The sequence below is a fragment of the Micromonospora coriariae genome (assembly GCF_900091455.1).
Taxonomy (GTDB): domain Bacteria; phylum Actinomycetota; class Actinomycetes; order Mycobacteriales; family Micromonosporaceae; genus Micromonospora; species Micromonospora coriariae.
Genome location: NZ_LT607412.1, coordinates 2907268 through 2925272 on the forward strand (window position 1 = coordinate 2907268; position 18005 = coordinate 2925272).

General features: G+C 71.3%; 11 protein-coding genes and 2 pseudogenes. 7 read left to right on the top strand and 6 right to left on the bottom strand.

The annotated features are described in order from the left end of the window. Positions 1–81 precede the first annotated feature (81 nt). On the top strand, positions 82–1695 hold the full coding sequence (locus GA0070607_RS13660; RefSeq protein WP_331716450.1) for an LPXTG cell wall anchor domain-containing protein: 1614 nt from the start codon (positions 82–84) through the stop codon (positions 1693–1695). A 36-nt stretch (positions 1696–1731) separates the two neighbouring features. Continuing rightward, positions 1732–1890, top strand: coding sequence for a hypothetical protein (locus GA0070607_RS32365; protein ID WP_157743150.1), 159 nt, complete (start codon positions 1732–1734; stop codon positions 1888–1890). On the opposite strand, the gene GA0070607_RS13665 is transcribed toward GA0070607_RS32365, so the two are convergent. Beyond that, on the bottom strand, positions 1875–3065 hold the full coding sequence (locus tag GA0070607_RS13665) for a glycosyltransferase family 4 protein (protein ID WP_089018549.1): 1191 nt from the start codon (positions 3063–3065) through the stop codon (positions 1875–1877). The two genes, GA0070607_RS32365 and GA0070607_RS13665, sit on opposite strands and share 16 nt — an antisense overlap. Before the next feature lie 128 nt (positions 3066–3193). Between GA0070607_RS13665 and GA0070607_RS13670 the strand changes: the two genes are divergently transcribed. Further along, positions 3194–7408: an alpha-(1->3)-arabinofuranosyltransferase gene (locus GA0070607_RS13670; protein WP_172899028.1), complete on the top strand. Its 4215-nt coding sequence runs from the start codon at positions 3194–3196 to the stop codon at positions 7406–7408. On the opposite strand, the gene GA0070607_RS13675 is transcribed toward GA0070607_RS13670, so the two are convergent. Beyond that, positions 7297–8496, bottom strand: a complete 1200-nt coding sequence (locus tag GA0070607_RS13675; RefSeq protein ID WP_089018551.1) for an acyltransferase family protein — start codon at positions 8494–8496, stop codon at positions 7297–7299. The two genes, GA0070607_RS13670 and GA0070607_RS13675, sit on opposite strands and share 112 nt — an antisense overlap. 136 nt (positions 8497–8632) lie before the next feature. Here GA0070607_RS13675 and GA0070607_RS13680 point away from each other — a divergent pair. Continuing rightward, positions 8633–9652: pseudogene (locus tag GA0070607_RS13680) on the top strand (DUF3068 domain-containing protein); the annotation flags it as partial. A gap of 321 nt (positions 9653–9973) precedes the next feature. On the opposite strand, the gene GA0070607_RS13685 reads toward GA0070607_RS13680, so the two are convergent. Continuing rightward, complete coding sequence (locus tag GA0070607_RS13685; RefSeq protein ID WP_157743152.1) at positions 9974–10717, bottom strand: class I SAM-dependent methyltransferase; 744 nt, start codon at positions 10715–10717, stop codon at positions 9974–9976. 380 nt (positions 10718–11097) lie between these two features. On the opposite strand from GA0070607_RS13685, the gene GA0070607_RS13690 reads away from it, so the two are divergent. Together GA0070607_RS13690 and GA0070607_RS13695 are read left to right on the top strand one after the other, a co-directional pair. Then, the gene (locus GA0070607_RS13690) at positions 11098–11721 is read left to right on the top strand and encodes a DUF6230 family protein (protein ID WP_089018553.1); all 624 of its coding nucleotides are present in this window, start codon (positions 11098–11100) and stop codon (positions 11719–11721) included. Between the two features lie 77 nt (positions 11722–11798). Then, a complete protein-coding gene (locus GA0070607_RS13695; protein ID WP_089021838.1) occupies positions 11799–13229 on the top strand; it encodes a DUF6114 domain-containing protein in 1431 nt (476 codons plus the stop codon). A gap of 52 nt (positions 13230–13281) precedes the next feature. Here GA0070607_RS13695 and GA0070607_RS13700 read toward each other — a convergent pair whose 3' ends face one another. After that, positions 13282–14952, bottom strand: coding sequence for a DUF885 domain-containing protein (locus GA0070607_RS13700; RefSeq protein WP_089018554.1), 1671 nt, complete (start codon positions 14950–14952; stop codon positions 13282–13284). A gap of 87 nt (positions 14953–15039) precedes the next feature. On the opposite strand from GA0070607_RS13700, the pseudogene GA0070607_RS13705 reads away from it, so the two are divergent. Further along, a pseudogene (locus tag GA0070607_RS13705) lies at positions 15040–16207 on the top strand (DMT family transporter); the annotation flags it as partial. Here GA0070607_RS13705 and GA0070607_RS13710 read toward each other — a convergent pair. Then, on the bottom strand, positions 16090–17160 hold the full coding sequence (locus GA0070607_RS13710; RefSeq protein WP_089018555.1) for a PHP domain-containing protein: 1071 nt from the start codon (positions 17158–17160) through the stop codon (positions 16090–16092). The pseudogene GA0070607_RS13705 and the gene GA0070607_RS13710 sit on opposite strands and share 118 nt — an antisense overlap. A gap of 29 nt (positions 17161–17189) precedes the next feature. Further along, positions 17190–17954 carry a M23 family metallopeptidase gene (locus GA0070607_RS13715; RefSeq protein ID WP_089018556.1) on the bottom strand — a complete coding sequence of 255 codons (765 nt, stop codon included), beginning with the start codon at positions 17952–17954 and terminating at the stop codon, positions 17190–17192. Positions 17955–18005: the final 51 nt, after the last annotated feature.

Consider the following 18005-nt stretch of genomic DNA (forward strand, 5'->3'; position numbering starts at 1 on the left):
GGCCCGAGCCCGGACGTCCCGGAGGGATCCGCGCGTGGTCGGCTGCGTCTGCACGTCGCCGCCGCCGTTACCGCGCTTCTCGTGTCGGCGCCCCTGGCCCGGCCGGGCTACGTGCTGCGCTACGACATGGTCTTCGTGCCCCGGCAGCCTCTGCGGTGGGACCTGTTCGCCTCGGGCGACGCGCTGCCGCGCGCCGTCCCGCAGGACGCGGTGGTCTCCCTGCTCAACCTGGCGGTGCCGGGCTGGCTGCTGCAGCGGATCGCGCTCGTTGCGATCATCTGGTTCGCCGTGGTGGGCGCGGGCCGTCTGGTGCCGGCCCGACGGGAGTTGACCCGCCTCGTCGCGGCCATCGGGTATGCCTGGACGCCGTTCATGGCCGAACGGCTGCTGCTCGGCCAGTGGGGTCTGTTGCTGGCGTACGCCGCGTTGCCTTGGCTGGTCCGGGCCGCGATCGGGCTGCGCGAAGGTCGTCGTGGGGCGCTGCCACGGGTCATCGTGGCGGCTGCCGCCGCGGCGATCACCCCCACCGGGGGCCTGTTGGCCCTGACGACCGTCTCGGTCCTTCTCCTGGGCCACGGCGGTCCCGCTCGTCGTGCGTTCGGCACGGCGTTCGGTGCCGTCGCCGTGCTCAACCTGCCGTGGCTGGTCGCAGCCGCGACGACGGCCGCCGGTGGCCGTTCGGATCCCGACGGTGTGGCGGCCTTCGCCGCCCGTGCCGAGAACTGGGGCGGGCCACTCGTCGCGCTCGCCGGCACGGGTGGGATCTGGAATTCGCTGACGACGCCGGCCAGCCGTGGCGCCCTGCTCGTTCCCGTCGTCACGGTCGGGCTGCTCGTCCTCGCCGCCCTCGGTTTTCCGGTGCTACGCGACCGTTGGCCGGCGGGTGCGGCGGCCCGACTGGGCGTACTGGCCGTCGGCTCGTTCGCGGTCGCATCCCTCGCGGCACTACCCGGGGGCGCGGCCGCACTGCGCTGGCTGGTGGCGGAGGTGCCGGGCGCCGGCCTGCTCCGCGACGGACAGAAGCTGCTCGTCCCGTACGCCCTCTGTCTGGTGCTGTGTGCCGCGCTCGGCGGGGAACGAACGGCGGGCCGGCTCAGGCACCCCGGGGACCGTCTGGCGCTGGTGGGCCTGGTGCTCCTGCCGGTGGCCGTCCTGCCCGACCTGGCGTACGGCGTGGCCGGCCGGTTGCAGCCGGCCCGGTACCCGCAGGAATGGGGTGTTGTCGCGCGGGCGGTCGCGCGGGAGCCGGGGCCCACCCTCTCGTTGCCGATGAGCATGTACCGGTCGTACCGCTGGAACCACGGCACTGTGGTGATCGATCCGCTGGCGCGCTACCTCCCGGTGGAGGTCATCACGGATGACACCCTCATCGTCGGAGGCCGGTCGGTGGCCGGGGAGAGCGACCGGGTGGCGCGGATCCGCGGGACGCTCGCCGAAGGGCGCTCGTTGGCGGGCAGCGACCTGCGGTGGGTCGTCGTCCAGCACCGCTCGGGAGGAACCGTCCCGCCGCAGGCGCTGGAAGGTCTCCAGGTTGTCCACGATGGTGCGGAGCTGACGCTCTACCGGAATCCGACAGCCCCGCAGACCGGGACGGAGCGGCACGGCGGGTGGCCCTTGATCCTGGGCCTCTGTTCCGCCCTGGCGCTGCTCCTGCTCGCGATTCTGAGCCTGTTGCGCCGCCCTACCGCGTGGTAACGTGCCGCCACGCATGTCGATGGAGGAGGGTACACAATGCCGAAGCCGCTTACCTTGATGCTGGCCGCGGTGGTCGGTGCGGTGCTGGCGGTGGTGGCGCTGGGTGCCATGACGCAGCAACTCGTCGTTTCGTCAGGCACCGCGGCGAGCACCTCCGAAGACAACGGCAACCCCCAGCACTACGGCGTCAGGTAGCGTTCCGCCGCCGGCCTCGGCCGGCCGTCGGTGACGGTCCGAACGAGGTCGGCGAAACGGTCTCCCGATGCCGACCAGGTGAAGCGGGCGGCGTGCGACTGCGCCGCCTTTCCCATCTCGTGACGAAACACGTCGTCGGCCAGGAGGCTCCGTACCTGCGCGACGAAGTCGGCCGTGTCGCGGGCGAGTAAGCCGGTTTCCCCGGCGACAATTGCCTCGGTGACACCCCCCGCGTCGTGAAACGCCACGGTCGGCGTGCCCACCGCTCCCGCCTCGACGATCGTCAAGCCCCATCCCTCTTTCAGCGAGGGGGTCAGGGCGACCCATGTCGAGCAGAGCAGCTCGTGCTTATCCGGCTCCGACACGAAGCCGGCGAAATGCACCCGATCGCCGATGCCCAGTTCGTCCGCGACGTCGCGAAGTCGCGTTTCCCACCAGCCCTGCCCGGCGACGACCAGTCGCAGCCCCGGAAATTCGGGGGCGAGACGCGCCACCGCTTCCAGGGCGATCTCCACCCGCTTGTGGGGGACGAGCCGGCACAGCACCAGAAGCGAAGGATGTGGGGTACGAGGGGCGGTCTCGGGCGTCAATTCCGGGGTCCCGTTGTACACCACAGTGACGCGACCCGGGTCGACGCCGAGCAATGCCAGCTCGCCGCGGGTGGCGGCCGAGACGGTGACGTAACGGCACCTCCGGTAGACGCGCGTCGCGAAGCTCGACTCGATCCACCACCCGATGCGGGCGCCCCAGGCGCCGAGGACCACCGACCACTGCTCACGGTGGACGTGGTGCACGAGGATGATGACGGCGCAGCGCGCGTACAGCGGGGAGAGGAAGGGCAGCCCGTTGCAGACGTCGACGATCAGGTCGGGTCGACCGAGCGACCGCGTCCGCAACGGGCCGAATCCAACCAGGCCGGCCAGGTAGACGAGCGCCGCCCGCAGGTAGACGGTGTGCCGACCGCCGCGACGGAGGATCCGTAGGCCCGACTCGGTCGTCTCCTCGCCGGGTGCGCCGGGGTGGCTGGCGCACAGCAGCGTCGCGCGGTGCCCGTGCGCTATCAACTCTTCGGCGATGCGCTCGACGTACACCTCCGAGCCGCCGCCTTCCGGATTGCGCGTGTCACGCCAGTTGAGGAACAGTACGTGCCGTCCGGGGCCGTCGAGGGTCTGCACCCGCTGCTCCTACTGCCGAGTAGTGTTCGCGATCGCGCCACCCTAAGGCGCTCGTGTCCGAACCCGCAATGGGTCGACGCGTCGGTCCCATGTGTGCCAGGCGGCCGGCAGCAGACGGGAGGGGCGAAATGCTCAAGGCATCGCAACCGGCGAGAGAGTCGGCGCCCGGCGGCGCTTCCTCGGCGGTATGGCGATTGCGGGCAGCAGCCGTCTGCGTCGCACTCACGGCGTTGGCGTTCCTTCAGGAACCCGGCAAGATCGTGATGGACACCAAAATCGATCTTGCGACAAATCCCGTCGGATGGCTCGAACGCTCATTGCACGTCTGGAATCCGGCGGGGTCGTTCGGCCAACTGCAGAACCAAACGTACGGTTATCTATGGCCAATGGGGCCATTCTTCGCGGCCGGCGATGCCGTGGGCATGCCCGCATGGGTCGTGCAGCGTCTCTGGTGGGCACTGCTGATGTGCGTCGCCTGCGTCGGGGTCATGCAACTGGCCGAGCGGCTGGCCATCGGCACGCCTGCGGCCCGGATCATCGCGGGGGTCGCATTCGCGCTCTCCCCTCGGATGATCACCGAACTCGGCCCCATCTCGGTCGAGGCATGGCCCAGCGCGGTCGCCCCCTGGGTGCTCGTACCCCTGGTCGGGTTGGCCCACGGCTCCTCGCTGCGTCGTGCCGTCGCCTGGTCCGCACTTGCCGTGGCCTGCGCCGGCGGCGTGAACGCCACAGCAGTGCTCGCGGTCGTACCGCTGGCGGTGCTCTGGCTGGCCACACTGCGGCCGATGCGGCGTCGCCTCGTCGCGATCGGCGCGTGGGGCGTGGCGGTCGCCGCCGCGACCGCCTGGTGGTTGGTGCCGCTGCTGGTGCTCGGCCGGTACAGCCCGCCATTCCTCGACTACATCGAGACGGCCCCCGTGACCACCCGGGTGACCGATCTGACGACGACGATGCGCGGTGCGTCGCACTGGCTCGCCTACGGTCGGTCGTGGGACGCCGGTGCCCAGCTCGCACTCGACGGCCCACTGATCATCGCCACCATCGTGGTCGCCGCTCTGGGGCTCGCCGGCCTCGCCCGACGCGGAATGCCGCACCGGCGCTTCCTCGTCACCGGCCTGCTCGTCGGCGTCGCCCTGGTCGGAATGGGGCACGTCGCCGCCGTCGACGGGCTCTTCGCCGAGTCGCAACGGTCCTTCCTCGACGGTGCCGGAGCGCCGTTGCGCAACGTGCACAAGTTCGACGTGGTGCTGCGGCTGCCGCTGATCCTCGGCATGGCCCACCTGCTCGGCGTGTTGGCCCGCACCGCCGCGGTGGCCGGTCGGCGATGGCACTCGGCGCGGAAGCGGGCGATCGTGGTGAAGGTCGTGGCGCTGACGGGGATCGCCGCCATCGCGAGCCCCGCCCTCGCCGGCCAACTGCCGATCAAGGGCAGTTTCGACAGCGTGCCCGGCTACTGGCAGGCCGCCGGCAGTTGGCTGGACGCCAACCTCGGGCGCGACCGCGTCCTGGTGGCGCCGGCTGCCCGCTTTCCGAACTACCGCTGGGGCGGCCCGGCCGACGAGATCACCCAGCCGCTGCTGAAGAGCTCATGGGCGGTGCGCAACTCGATCCCGCTCACCCCGCCGACGACGATCCGGCTCCTCGACGCGTTCGAGTCGGTGCTGGCCACCGGCGCCGGCTCGGACGGTCTGACCGATCTGCTCGCCCGTTCCGGAGTGCGGTACGTCCTGCTCCGCTCAGACCTCAACTACGGGGAATCCCGTGCCGCCCGTCCGGTGCAGGTCCGGCAGGCCCTCGCCCGCTCCCCGGGGCTGCGGCTGGTCGCCGCCTTCGGCCCGATGGTCGGCGGGGGCCAGGCCTTCGGTGGCTACCGCGACCAGGGCCTGGACGTGCCCACCCGGGCACTGGAGGTGTACGAGGTCCAGCAGGTGGTGCAGCCGGTCGTCGCGTACGACGCCACGGCGATCTCGACTGTGGTCGGCGGCCCCGAGTCACTGCTGGACATCGCCGCGGCTCGACGGCTCAACGGAGCGCCCACGGTGCTCGCCGGTGACCTGCCGAAGGGTCAGGCGCTGGGGCCGGTGCTGCTGACCGACGGTATGCGGCGTCGGGAGGTGACCTTCGGACTGCTGCACGACAACGCGTCGGCCACCACCGAAGCTGGCCAGCGATCCCTGCTCAGTGGGGTCGCGCGCGACTACCTGCCGCCCTGGGGCGACGAGTACTCCACGGTGACGCGGTACGTCGGGATCAACGGGGTCACCGCGTCCAGTTCCTGGGCTCAGCCGCATCCGCTGACCGGATCCCGTCCCGCCCACCACCCGTTCGCGGCGGTCGACGGCGACCCGTCCACCTCCTGGCGTACCGCCCCGAGTGCCCCGACCCGTCAGTGGCTGGAGGTCGAACTCGCCAAACCCATGAAGATCTCGGAGGTGCGGTTGCGTTTCGACACGGAGGCGGACGTGCTGCCCACGAAGGTGACGGTGCGCAGCGGCGCGGAGCGGGTCACCGTCGACTCCTTCGACCCGACGCTGACCGTGCGGCTTCCCGGAGTGCACTCCAGCACCCGGATCAGGGTCACCATCGAATCGGCGTTGCCGGTCCGCACCGGACAGGGGCGGGTCGGCATCGCGGAGCTGGAGATCCCTGGCGTGCAGGCGTCGCGGACGCTGGTCACACCGCAGGGGCCGGCCACCACGCAGCCCGCGACGGTGGTGCTCGCCTCGGCGCCGACCACCGACTCCTGCTTCTTCGTCGACGACGTGCCGCGCTGCGGCTCCGGCGTGGGCCGAGCGTCGGAGGACGGTGATCAGCTCGACCGGACGGTGGTCCTGCCGGCCGGTGCGTCGTACACCCCGGCCGTCTGGGCCCGGCCGAAGGCCGGACCGCAGCTCAACGCGCTGCTCGACGCGCAGGTGGCGAAGTCGTGGCCGCTGACGTTGGCGCCCCGGGTCACCGCCTCGTCGACCGCGGTACCCGACCCGGTGGCCCGCCCCGGCGCCGTCCTCGACGGCGACCCCGCGACGGCCTGGCTGCCCGCGTCGGAGGACGAGGGGCCGTGGCTGAAACTCAACTGGCTCACCACTCGCACGATCAACGGGTTGCGGTTGTCGTCGGCGGACTCGGTCGCCCGGGCACGCCCCTGGCGAGTCACCGTCATCGGCGACGGCGGCGTGCGCGGCGGCACGGTCGGCAAGGACGGCCTGCTCAAGTTTGACCGGCCGCTGCGCACCGACGAGGTCACGATCCTGTTCCGCGCGTCCGCGGCGGTGAAGAGCTTCGACCCGTACAAGGGCAGGTCGGAGTGGCTGCCGCTGGGAATCGGCGACGTGAGCACACTGCCTGCCGGCCCGTCGATCGCGGTGAATCTCGACGAGCGCGTGACGTTGCCGTGCGGCAGCGGACCAACGCTTCAGGTCGCCGGCAAGCAGATGCGGACGGCCGTCACGGCAAGCCGCCGGGAGCTGCTGGAACTCAGGGAGGTACGAGCCACGGCCTGCGGCGAGAAGGTGTCGAAGCCACTGGAACTGCCCGCTGGCGAACTGCGGGTGGTCGCCTCCGGGAGTGACCTGACCACACCGACCAGGCTCGCCCTGGACCCGGCCGGCCGCACCGGCCCGATCGCCACGCCGAGCCCCGTACGCATCGTCGACTGGTCGGCGACGGAACGACGGCTGCACGTCGCCGCGAACCCGGGCGGCACCGTCCTCGCGGTGCGGGAGAACAAGAATCCTGGCTGGCAGGCAACCGTGGCGGGACAGAAGCTGACGCCCATCACCGTCGACGGGTGGCAGCAGGGGTGGCTGCTGCCACCCGGACTGGGCGGCGACGTCGTACTCCGTTTCACGCCGGACCAGACCTACCGGGGTGGCCTGGTGGCGGGCGCGGTGCTGCTCGGGGTCGTCCTGCTGCTCGCGGTGCTGCCAACCCGCCGGCCGCCGAGGCCACTCGCCGCCGTGCCCGGACGACGCCGGCGGGAGTGGCTGCTACCCGGCGTCGTCGGCGCTGCGGCACTGCTGACCGTCGGCGGAATCTGGGCGGTCGTCCTGGCCACCGTCGGTGCGTTGGCGTTGGCCGCCCTCGGGTTGATCACGCCGTTCCTGCACCGCAGTGAGCTGCGCAGACTTCGTCGGGTCAGCCGGTTGGTGGCCTGGCTGCTCCCGGTCCTCTGCTTCGGTGTGGCGGGGTGGATCTCGCTTGTGGATCCCCTCCAACACACGTCCGCGGCGCCTCAGCTGGCGGCGCTGGCCGCGCTCACCGCTCTCTGGTGCTCGGTCGCCCTGCCCGCGCGGCGTCTCGCGGTCGCCGATCCCCAGCGCAGCACCGGTCGCTCGACGACGTAGTAGCTGACCGCCGCCATCGCGATCGCCCCGCTGAGGGTGAGCGCGTAGATCCGCAACGGGTTGCCGGTGAAGTAGGTGCGACTCTCGACCCGGTAGATCATGTCGAGCACCAGCGGATGCCAGAGGAACATCCCGTACGAGAGCGTGCCGAGCCACCGGATCGGCGCGCTGCCGAGAGCCAGTGAGATCAGCGTGGTGGGGCCGAACACGAGGGGAATCATGACCATCACCGCGACGCCGAGGTAGAGCCCCATCTGCGTCGCGAACTGCCCGGCCGTCGGGGCGGCGAGGCCACGCGGCCCGGTGACCGGCGTGCTGGCCACCGCGAGCAGCCCGAGCGCGATGCCCCAGCAGGCCAGTGGCGCGGAGCCGAGCTGATCGAAGACCCGCCACGAGCGGGGCGCCGTCGACGTCCGGAGGGCCACATGGACCGTGGCGATGACGATGCCCGCAGCGAACCACAGCGCGTACGACGGGAGCCACATGATGTGCAGGCCGGTGTCCAGGAGACCCGTGCCCATCGCGGCGATCCAGCCCACCGTGATCAGCAGCCCGGCGCCGGCGAGCGTCACCGTCCGGGCGGGCCGCCACCGCTTCCCCAGGAGTGCCGCCGCCGCGACCGGCAGCAGCAGGTAGAAGAGCACCTCCGTGGCGAGACTCCAGGTCTGGCCGAGCCCGCGCCTGATCTGCGCGTGCTCGTAGATCTGGGTGAATGTGAGGTGCCGTAACCAGTCGCCCAACGGAGCGACGCCGCCCTCCGGGAGCACCGTGAGGCAGACGATGACGGCGAGCCAGTACGCCGGCAGGATGCGGATGGCGCGCTTCCAGTAGAAGCGCCGGGCACCCGGTGTGGTGGAACCGGTGGCGGCCGCGCGTGCCCAGGGGCGAAAGAGCAGGAAACCCGAAAGCACGAAGAAGAGCGCGACCGCGAAATCCATCATGGCGACCCAGCCGCCCCAGCTTTCCCGGGTGGTGACGCCCGTGATGAATCCGACGTGTTGGGCAATCACCGCGGCCGCACCGATTACCCGCACCCCGTCGAGGGCCGGTAGACGCGGAAGCGCGGGGGCTGAGGAGGCAGCAAACATCAAGCTTCCCGGGGGTCGCGGAGAGAGGTGACTGGAGAGTAACGTGCCGCCATGCCAGAGGCGTCCTGCTGTGACGTCGATGTCTTCAGCGTATGGCTGGCTGGTGCCTTTTCGCCTTGTCAATGAAGGAGGAGCAGTGAAGAGGATTGTCGGCGCCATGCTGTTTGGCCTTGGCGTCCTGCTGGTCGTCGCCGCTGTGGGGCTGCCACTTTACGTCGCACCCGCGGTCAGTCAACTGCCGTACGACCTGGAGCGTTCGGAGTCCGTGGCAGAGTCGGCCAACGCCGAGTTCCTCCAGATCAAGGCGGGCGCCGCGAACATCGAGCGGGGCGGCCTGCGGTCGACTGTCGAGGTGGTACCGCAGCCGAAGATCACCGACGAGAAGATGACCGGTGACCTCGAGGGCAAGGCGGTCGTCTGGGACGTGTTCCAGTCCGTGCGGCGCATCGACAACAACGAGATGATCAACGAGTACAGCACCCAGCTCGCCGTCGACCGTGTGAGCGGTGCGGCCGCCAAGTGGGATGCTGCCTGGCTCGAGGACGGAACGGACCAACCCGCGAACTACGCCGGCCAGGTCTACAAGTTCCCGTTCGGCACCGAGAAGAAGGACTACCCGGTCTTCGACCGTGAGATTCGCAAGACGGTCCCGGCGCAGTTCAAAGAGGTCACCGAGGTTCGTGGGGTCCAGGCCTACCGCTTCGAGCAGACGGTCCCCGAGGCCGAGTTGGTGCTGGCCGAGAGCAGCCTGAAGCTGCTGCTCGCGCGCTTCGCTCCCGAGGCCAAGACCGCCCGGCTCATGTACACCAACACGCGCAGCTTCTGGGTGGAGCCCGTCACCGGCTCCTACGTGGACGTCCGCGACCAGCCGCGCAAGGTGCTGGTGCCGGACGTGGGCCAGCCGACCGTGCTGCTGAGCGCCGACTTCCGCTACAACGAGGCGACCGTGATCGCCAGTGCCGAGCGTGCCGCGGACAACGCCGCTTCCATCCAGATGGTGCGCCTGTGGGGGCCCATCACCCTCGGGGTGCTCGGTCTGCTGGCGATCGTCGGCGGCGGGTGGCTGGCGCTGCGCGGCGCCGGAAGGCGTGCGGCCGCCGAGTCGGTCGAGGAGAAGCGGGCCGGCAGCCACCGGGCAGACAAGGATGGCAAGGACGCCGAGCCGGAAGCGCCGACGGCAGAGACGCCGACGGCAGAGACGCCGACGGCAGAGACGCCGACGGCAGAGACGCCGACGGCAGAGACGCCGACGGCAGAGACGCCGACGGCAGAGACGCCGACGGCAGAGACGCCGACGGCGGAAGCGCCGACGGCAGATGCGCCGACGGCAGATGCGCCGACGGTGGTAGCGCCGTCAGCCGACTCGACCGAACGGACGGTGCCCGATCAGCGGTCGTCGGCCGAGCGTCCCGCGGCGCGCTGAAGCCTGACGTACCAGTTCGGTGGGCCCGGTTCGCCGGGCCCACCGAACTGCTTTTCACCGCTTGACGGCCAGCACCACGAGGATCGATGCGAGCGACGGTCGCCGGCACATGGCCGCGTCCAACCAGGCCATGCTCGACGGGACCCCGTGGAACCCCGCGCCCCGCAGTGTGACTGGCTCGAACCCTTCGCGACGCAGCAGGTCGAGCAGCGCGGTGCGGTTGAACAGGCGCAGATGCCCGACCGGGATGGTGTCGGTCTTGAGGCGACGCAGCGGCCCGGCGCCCACCTCGGTCGACCGGGAGGAGGTCTCGTAGAAGATCGGCTGGACTCCGGCCAGGAAGAGCGCCCTGTTGTACCAGGCCTGCAGGTTCGGCGTGGTGATGACGAGGTGGCCGCCCGGGCGGAGCACGCGCGCGCACTCCTCCAGCAGGTGGTCGGGGTCGTACAGATGCTCGAGCACCTCACCCGCGTGCACCAGGTCGATGGAGGTGTCCGGAAAAGGCAGGCCGTCGCCCAGGTCGCAGCGGTGGAACTCGTACGGCAGCTCGGCTGCCCGGGCGAGTTGGTGCTCCGAGTAGTCGACCCCGATCCAGCGGATGTCCCGGTCGGGGGCACTGGACGCGAGATGGGCCAGGAAACTGCCGTCGCCGCATCCGACATCGAGAATGGCCGTCTGCGCCGCCGGGTCGGCGGCCATCGCGGCGAAGATCAGGTCGGTCGCGACGTGCTGGCGTTGCCGCAGCGGGGGTGACTGGCTGCCCCAGCCCTGCGGGCCGTAGTAATCGATCAGCGGCACGCCGCAGAGCATAGCCATCCAGCTGCGGCAGAGGGAGGTCGAGCGGTACCGGATCGAGCTCGGATTCCTGCCTACTTTACAGTCGTTATCTGATTGTAATTGGTCGATGCGTCAGTTACTGTCCGTCGTTGGTCCACGAGTTAGGGGCGGATTTGTTGCTGATTCGGCTGCTCTTGACGGTGACTTCCTTGACCCAGCGTGACGCCGTGCTGTCGCTCGATCAACCGCCTGTTACTGCCGGGTAATCAGGGGGTTGTGGGCTGCGCCGCGACGGGTGCACGATCAGGCTCGATCGTTACCCGCCGGTAACAGGCGACGGGCCCGGTGCGGGCCGCCAGTCCGGGACCGGCCACCGCGCGCATCCGCCTGAGGAGGAACCCGTGCAGGATCGGTTTGACAATCAGGGTCGTACCCGGTGGCGGCGGTTCGCCGCCATGATGGTGCCCGCCACGGCCGCCGCCGGCGCCATCCTGTTCGGGATGTCGACCGGCGCGATCGCCTCCGACATCACCGTGTCCGGGCAGACGTTCAAGATCGGCGCCGAGCGCCTCGAGGGGGACGGCTTCAAGCAGTACGGCGGCATCGTCCGGGAGAAGGGCAAGGACGGCAAGTCCGGCGAGGTCCACCCGATCGCCCTCTCCGAGATCAGCAGCGCCGAGCTGTACAGCCTCTGCCAGTCCGTCCGGGCCGACCTGCCCGGCCTGCCGGTGGTGCTCACCATCAACGCCGGTGAGGGCAAGGATCCCGCCCGGGCCAAGGACCTGCTGATCGCGATGGACTCGCTGAACGGGAACGCGACGTTCACCAACATCAAGATTGGTCGGGACGCGACCGACCTGAACCCGACGGCGCAGGCCGGATCGTTCGGTCAGAACTCCGACCACGTCACCATCACCAACCTTCGGCAGGTGTCCCGGTACACCACCGCGGCCACCTTCAACCTGGTCGGACTCCGGCTGAAGGTCAACGTGGGCGACGACGCCAAGGGCAAGGAGTGCTTCTGAGATGAGCCGTGGCCCGCGGTGGCCGACCACCGCGGGCCACGTCCGTGTCCCCGTCCCCGCTCCGCCAGGAGGAGTACGTGACAAGCGACAACCCGTCCCACGCCCGGCCGGGCAGTGTGGCCCAGGCGTGGCGGATCTTCCGCCGTTGGCAGCGGAGCCGACCGTTCTGGGGTGGTCTGTTCATCATCCTGGCCGGGGTCGAGATGTTCGCCTCCACCCGGATGACGCTGAACGGCCTGAGCTTCCACAGCGGAGCCACCGGCCTGCTCTCACTGCTGATCCCGGTCATCCTGGTGACCTGTGGCCTGCTGCTCTGGCTCAGCCCGGCGCAGCGGCTGTTCTACTCGATCGTCGCGGCGGTCACCACCGTCTACTCGCTTATCGGGCTCAACCTCGGCGGCTTCTTCGTCGGTCTGCTGCTCGGCATGGTCGGCAGCGCACTCGCCTTCGCCTGGACGCCCACCCGCCCTGCCCCGCCCGCCGCCGAGCCTGACGCGGAGGAGCCTGACGCGGAACAGCCACCGGTCGCCGAGCAGTCCGACGCCGAGCAGCCGGTCACCGAGCAGCCCGCAACGGAACCGGCCGACGTGGGCGCGCCGCCCGAATGGCCGGGACGCTCCGCTGATCCGCGTACCTTCGCTGTCGTCCTGGTGGTGCTCGGTGTCGCGGCCGCTGGACTGGCCACCCAACCCCGACCCGTGCAGGCCGCCCCCGGCCGGCCCGCCGCGACCGCCTGTCCCACCCCGTCCTCGGCGGTGACCCCCTCGCCGAGCCGGAGCGCGCCCACCGCGACGCCGACGGCCAGCCCGAGCCCGACACCGGAGCGCGACTCGGACGGCAACCTGATCACCGACATCCTGGACGGGATCGGCGACCTGCTCACCGGTGGACGGCGTGACGACACCGCGACGCCGTCGGCGAGCCCGACGGCGACACCGTCAGCGAAACCGACAGGCACGCCGACCCGGCCGCCGGCCAACCACCCCGGGCCCGCCGACTGCCCGTCGCCGACCCCGACCCGTCCCGCGAAGCCGGGCAAGGTGGAGCCGGGTAAGCCGCTGCCGCGCCTCGCCGCAGACCCGACCCTGCCGAAGGTCGCGCAGACGCCGTCCAAGCTCACCGGCTCCAAGGTCACCATGACCGGGCTGCGGTTCGAGGGCACCACCGAGCTGCGGTCCGAGAAGGGCGACCTCAAGGTGCTGAAGTTCAGCATGCGCGAGGCGGTGACCGACGACTTCCTGCTCCGCGCGGACGGCCCCGAGGGGCGCAGCCAGCGGTACGCGACCGACCGGCTGACGGTCCGCGGTGACGTGGCCTTCTACGCCACCCGTTTCGTCGGCCGGCTGCTCGGCATCAAGGTCACTCTGACCCCGGACCTGCCGTTGCCGGACGGCATCCCGGTCACCCTGCCCATCCCGGTCACGTTCACCGAGCCGGTCATCGACCTGGCGTACGTCACCAGTGACACCCTGACCGCCCGGCCGGCGCTGGCACTGAGCCTCGGCTGAGCGGTGACCACCGCCCCTCGCCGGCGTCGTACCGGCGAAGGGCGGTGACGGGTCAGAGTCGGGCCAGCGCCTTGCGCAGCGGGTCGAGGCCCAGCGCGCCCAGGTCCAACGCCTGCCGGTGGAACTCCCGCAGGTCGAAGTCCGCGCCCTTGCGGGCCTTGGCGTCCTCGCGGGCCTGGAGCCAGATCCGCTCACCGACCTTGTACGAGGGCGCCTGCCCCGGCCAGCCCAGGTAGCGGTTCAGCTCGAAGCGCAGGTTCTCGTCCGGCACCCGGCAGTGCGCCCGCATGAACTCCCAGCCCAGCTCGGGCGTCCACCGCTCGCCCGGGTGGAAGCCGAACGGATTGTCCTTCGGGATCTCCAGCTCCAGGTGCATGCCGATGTCGACGATCACCCGGGCCGCGCGCATCGCCTGGCCGTCGAGCATGCCCAGCTTGTCGCCCGGGTCCTCCAGGTAGCCCAGCTCGTCCATCAGCCGCTCCGAGTAGAGCGCCCACCCCTCGCCGTGCCCGGAGACCCAGCAGAGCAACCGCTGCCAGCGGTTGAGCAGGTCGGCGCGGACCGCGGTCTGCGCCACCTGAAGGTGATGACCCGGCACGCCCTCGTGGTAGACCGTGGTCACCTCCCGCCAGGTGGAGAAGTCGGTGATGCCCTGCGGCACCGCCCACCACATCCGACCCGGGCGGGAGAAGTCCTCGCTCGGCCCGGTGTAGTAGATGGCGCCGTCGCTGGTCGGGGCGAGGCAGCACTCGATCCGGCGAACCTGCTCCGGGATGTCGAAGTGGGTGCCGTGCAGCTCGCTGATCGCCTTGTCGGCGAGCGCCTGCATCCAGTCCCGGAACGCCTCCTTGCCCTGGATGGTCCGCGCCGGGTCGGCGTCCAGCGCGGCCACGGCCTCGTCGACACTGGCGCCGGGGCCCGCGATGCGACCGGCGACGACCCGCATCTCCGCCTCCAGGCGGGCCAGCTCGGCGAACCCCCAGGCGTACGTCTCGTCCAGGTCGACCTTGGCGCCGAGGAAGTACTGCGAGGCGAGTTCGTAGCGTTCCCGGCCGGCCGCCTGCTTGTCCCGCCCGTGCGGCGCCAGCTCGGCGCGCAGGAACTGGCCGAACTCCGCGGTCGCCGCGGTGGCCGCCGCCGCGCCCCGGCGCAGCTCGGCGCCGAGCGTGCCGTCCGCGCCCAGCCGCTCGACCAGCCCGTGGAAGAAGTTGTCCCCGGTCGGGTCGACCCAGATGTCGCACTGCTTCGCCACCTCGACCAGCTGCACCTTCGAGCTGATCTGGCCGGCGGCGAGCGCCTCCCGCAGCGTGGTCTTGTAGCCCTCCAGCGCGCCCGGGAAGCCGTTGAGTCGGGCGGCGATGTTGGCCTGCGCGTCGGCCGTCGCGGTCGGCATCAGGTCGAACACCATGCGGATGTCGTGCAGCCCGCTGGCGATCACGTTGACCTCGCTGGTGGCCTCGCCGGCGTCGTACCGCGCCAGGTCCAGGCCGAGCCGTTCCTGCATGGCCTCCTTGGCGGTCCGTTCCGCCTCGGTGTCCGGCTCGGTCGCCTCCAGCTCCGAGAGGGTCCGGCGGGTCAGGTCCGCCCGCGCCCGGTAACCCTCGGGCGAGAGGTCGTCCAGCTGGTCGTCATGGCCGGCGATGCCGACGTAGGTGGCGCCGGTCGGGCTCAACGGCGCCCACTCGGCCACGTAGCGGTTGGCGAGTTCATCAATTCGTCCCACGGTGCGACCCTACGTGACCAACCCGCCCCGGTGTCGACGACGTTTGTCGTGTTCAGCCAGCGGTTGGTGGCACCGTGGTGGCCGGAGATGGTGTCCGAAAGTCGCGCGACTTTGTCGTACGCCTCCGGCAGAGTGTCAGGGGTGAACACCGACATCACTCCTGACAAGGCGCCGCTGCGCGCCTGGCTGCCGGGTTTCATCGCCCTCGCCGCCATCTGGGGCTCCAGCTTCCTGTTCATCAAGGTCGGGGTGGCCGAGCTGCACCCGGTCCAGCTCACCCTCTACCGGGTCCTCGCCGGCGCGCTGACCCTGCTGGTGGTGCTCGCGGTGCTGCGCGACCGGCTGCCCTCCGAGCCCCGGGTCTGGGCGCACCTCTTCGTGGTCGCAGCGTTCGGCGTGGCCGTGCCGTTCACCCTCTTCGGCTACGGCGAGCAGCGGGTCGAGTCGATGCTCGCCGGCATCTGGAACGCCACCACGCCGCTGATCGTGCTGCCGCTGGCGGTGCTGGTCTTCCGCACCGAACGGCTGACCGTACGCCGCGCGGTCGGGCTCGGGCTGGGCTTCCTTGGTGTGCTCGTGGTGCTCGGGGTCTGGGAGGGCATCGGCGGGGCGCACTTCACCGGGCAGCTGATGTGCTTCGGCGCGGCCGCCTGCTACGGCTTCGCCATCCCGTACCAGAAGCGGTTCGTCGCGGGCAGCAGCCACTCCGGGCTGTCGCTCTCCGCGGCACAGTTGCTGCTCGCCGCCGGCCAACTGGCCATCGTCACCCCGTTCGTCGCGGGCGCGCCACCGCTGCCCACCGACCTGTCGGCGAAGGTGGTGGCCAGCGTGCTGGCCCTCGGCGCGCTCGGCACCGGGCTCGCCTTCGTGATCAACATGCGCAACATCCGGGTGGCCGGGGCGAGTACCGCCTCCACCGTCACCTACCTGATCCCGATCTTCGCGGTGCTGATCGGGGCCGTGGCGCTCGATGAGCGGCTCAACTGGCACCAGCCGGTCGGCGCGCTGATCGTGCTGCTGGGGGTCGCGGTCTCGCAGGGCGTGTTCGGCCGGCGGCGGCCGCGGCCGGTGGCCGGCGTCGGCGCGCCCGCCACCCCCGCTGCGGAACCGGTCAGCCGCTGAGGCTCGGCCGGCGGCTCACGACCGGTCGCCGGCCCACTCGACGAGTTGCTTCGCCGACCAGGTGTTGACCACCCGGTCGGCGGGGACGCCGCACCGGGCGGCCCGCTCGCAGCCGAACCGCTGCCAGTCGAGCTGGCCCGGGGCGTGCGCGTCCGTGTTGATCGCGAACCGGCAGCCGGCCTCCAGGGCGCGGCGGATCAGCCGCTTCGGCGGGTCCTGCCGCTCCGGCCGCGAGTTGATTTCGACGGCCGTGTCGTGCTCCGCGCAGGCGGCGAAGACCGCGTCCGCGTCGAAGTCGCTCTCCCCCCGGGTCCGGGCCCGGTGCCCCCGGTCGCCCGGCCCGGTCACCCCGGCCGGGCGGGACGACACCATCCGGCCGGTGCAGTGGCCGAGGATGTCCAGGTGGGGGTTGGCGACCGCGGTCAGCATCCGCCGGGTCATCTTCGCCCGCTCGTCGTTCAGGCCGCTGTGCACCGATCCGACCACCACGTCCAGCCGGGCCAGCAGCTCCTCGTCCTGGTCCAGTGAGCCGTCCGCGAGGATGTCCACCTCGATCCCGGTCAGGATCCGGAACCCCTCCGGCAGCGCCGCGTTGACCTGTGCCACATGGTCGAGCTGACGGCGCAGCCGATCGGCGGTCAACCCCCGGGCCACCTTCAGCCGTGGCGAGTGGTCGGTGAGCACCAGGTACTCGTGGCCCAGCTCCACCGCGGCCAGCGCCATCTCCTCGATCGGCGAGCCGCCGTCGGACCAGTCCGAGTGGGTGTGACAGTCACCGCGCAACGCGGTACGCAGCGCCGTCGCCTCGGCGTCCAGGTCACTGCCCTCGGTCGCCACCAGCCGGCGCAGGTAGACCGGCTCCTCACCGGCCAGCGACTCCGCCACACAGCGGGCCGTGACGTCACCGACCCCGGCCAGCTTGGTGAGCGTGCCGTTGCCGGCCCGCTCGGTCACCTCGGCCGCCGGCAGCCCGGCCAACGCCTTGGCCGCCGACCGGAACGCCCGCACCCGATAGGTGGCCTCGTTGGCCCGCTCCAGCAGGAACGCGATCCGGCGCAGGTCGGCGATGGGGTCCCGGGCCTTCATCCCACCGAACCTAGCCGTTGTGGGGCCCGTCAGGGAGCCTTCGGGCAGCCGTGTTTGCGCTGCCACGCGGTGACCTCGGCGGCCGGTTCCCGATTGCCGCCACGCCGCCAGGAGTCCAGGTAGCGCGCCGGCCAGAGCACCCCTCGCCGGATCCACCAGCCGTCCCTGCCAGTGCACGGCGGCGAGATGCCGAAGTGCACGTGGCAGACGTTGTTCGCGTTGCCGGTGCGGCCCACCTTGCCGAGCTGCTGCCCGGCGCGCACCCGGGCACCGGCATCGACGCCGGTGGTCACCACGCTCAGGTGCGAGCCGTAGTACCGCACCCCGTCATCGCCGAGCAGGGCGACCGACAGGCCCCCGTTCTCCGGGCCCTGCGGACCGCGCTTGTCGTACCGGTCGGTGCGACTCACCTCGAGCACCGTCCCGTCGGTCACCGCGACGAACGTCTCACCGCAGTCGGCGAAGATGTCCGTCGCCGGGTAGGCGCCGTGCGTCGGGTGATAGGCCACGTCGTCGGCGCGTACCGGAAAGACGTGCCGCAGCCCGACGCGGGGTGCGCTCGCCGACGGCCGGGCCGACGACGGCGTCGGGCGGGTCGGACCGGCCGCCGTCGCCGTGGCGGAGGGCGTCCCGGGCTGGTCGGCGGTCGCCCAGACCGCCGGCGGCGTCGGGGCGACGCCGTCCGGTGGGACCCCCGGCCGGGTGGTCGCGCAGCCGGCGGCCAGCACCGGGGCGAGCAGCAGCAGGATCGGGTACGCCGGACGCGTGCGGCGGCCGATCGTCGGCGAGGGCATCCGGTCATCCTGGCAGACCGGTACCGTGGGCACGAACGACGCGCGTGAGGG

Coding starts and splice junctions, on each gene's coding strand:
- GA0070607_RS32365 (WP_157743150.1), top strand. CDS start 1,732: ATGCCGAAGCCGCTTACCTTGATGCTGGCCGCGGTGGTCGGTGCGGTG.
- GA0070607_RS13670 (WP_172899028.1), top strand. CDS start 3,194: ATGCTCAAGGCATCGCAACCGGCGAGAGAGTCGGCGCCCGGCGGCGCT.
- GA0070607_RS13675 (WP_089018551.1), bottom strand. CDS start 8,496: ATGTTTGCTGCCTCCTCAGCCCCCGCGCTTCCGCGTCTACCGGCCCTC.
- GA0070607_RS13710 (WP_089018555.1), bottom strand. CDS start 17,160: ATGAAGGCCCGGGACCCCATCGCCGACCTGCGCCGGATCGCGTTCCTG.
- GA0070607_RS13715 (WP_089018556.1), bottom strand. CDS start 17,954: ATGCCCTCGCCGACGATCGGCCGCCGCACGCGTCCGGCGTACCCGATC.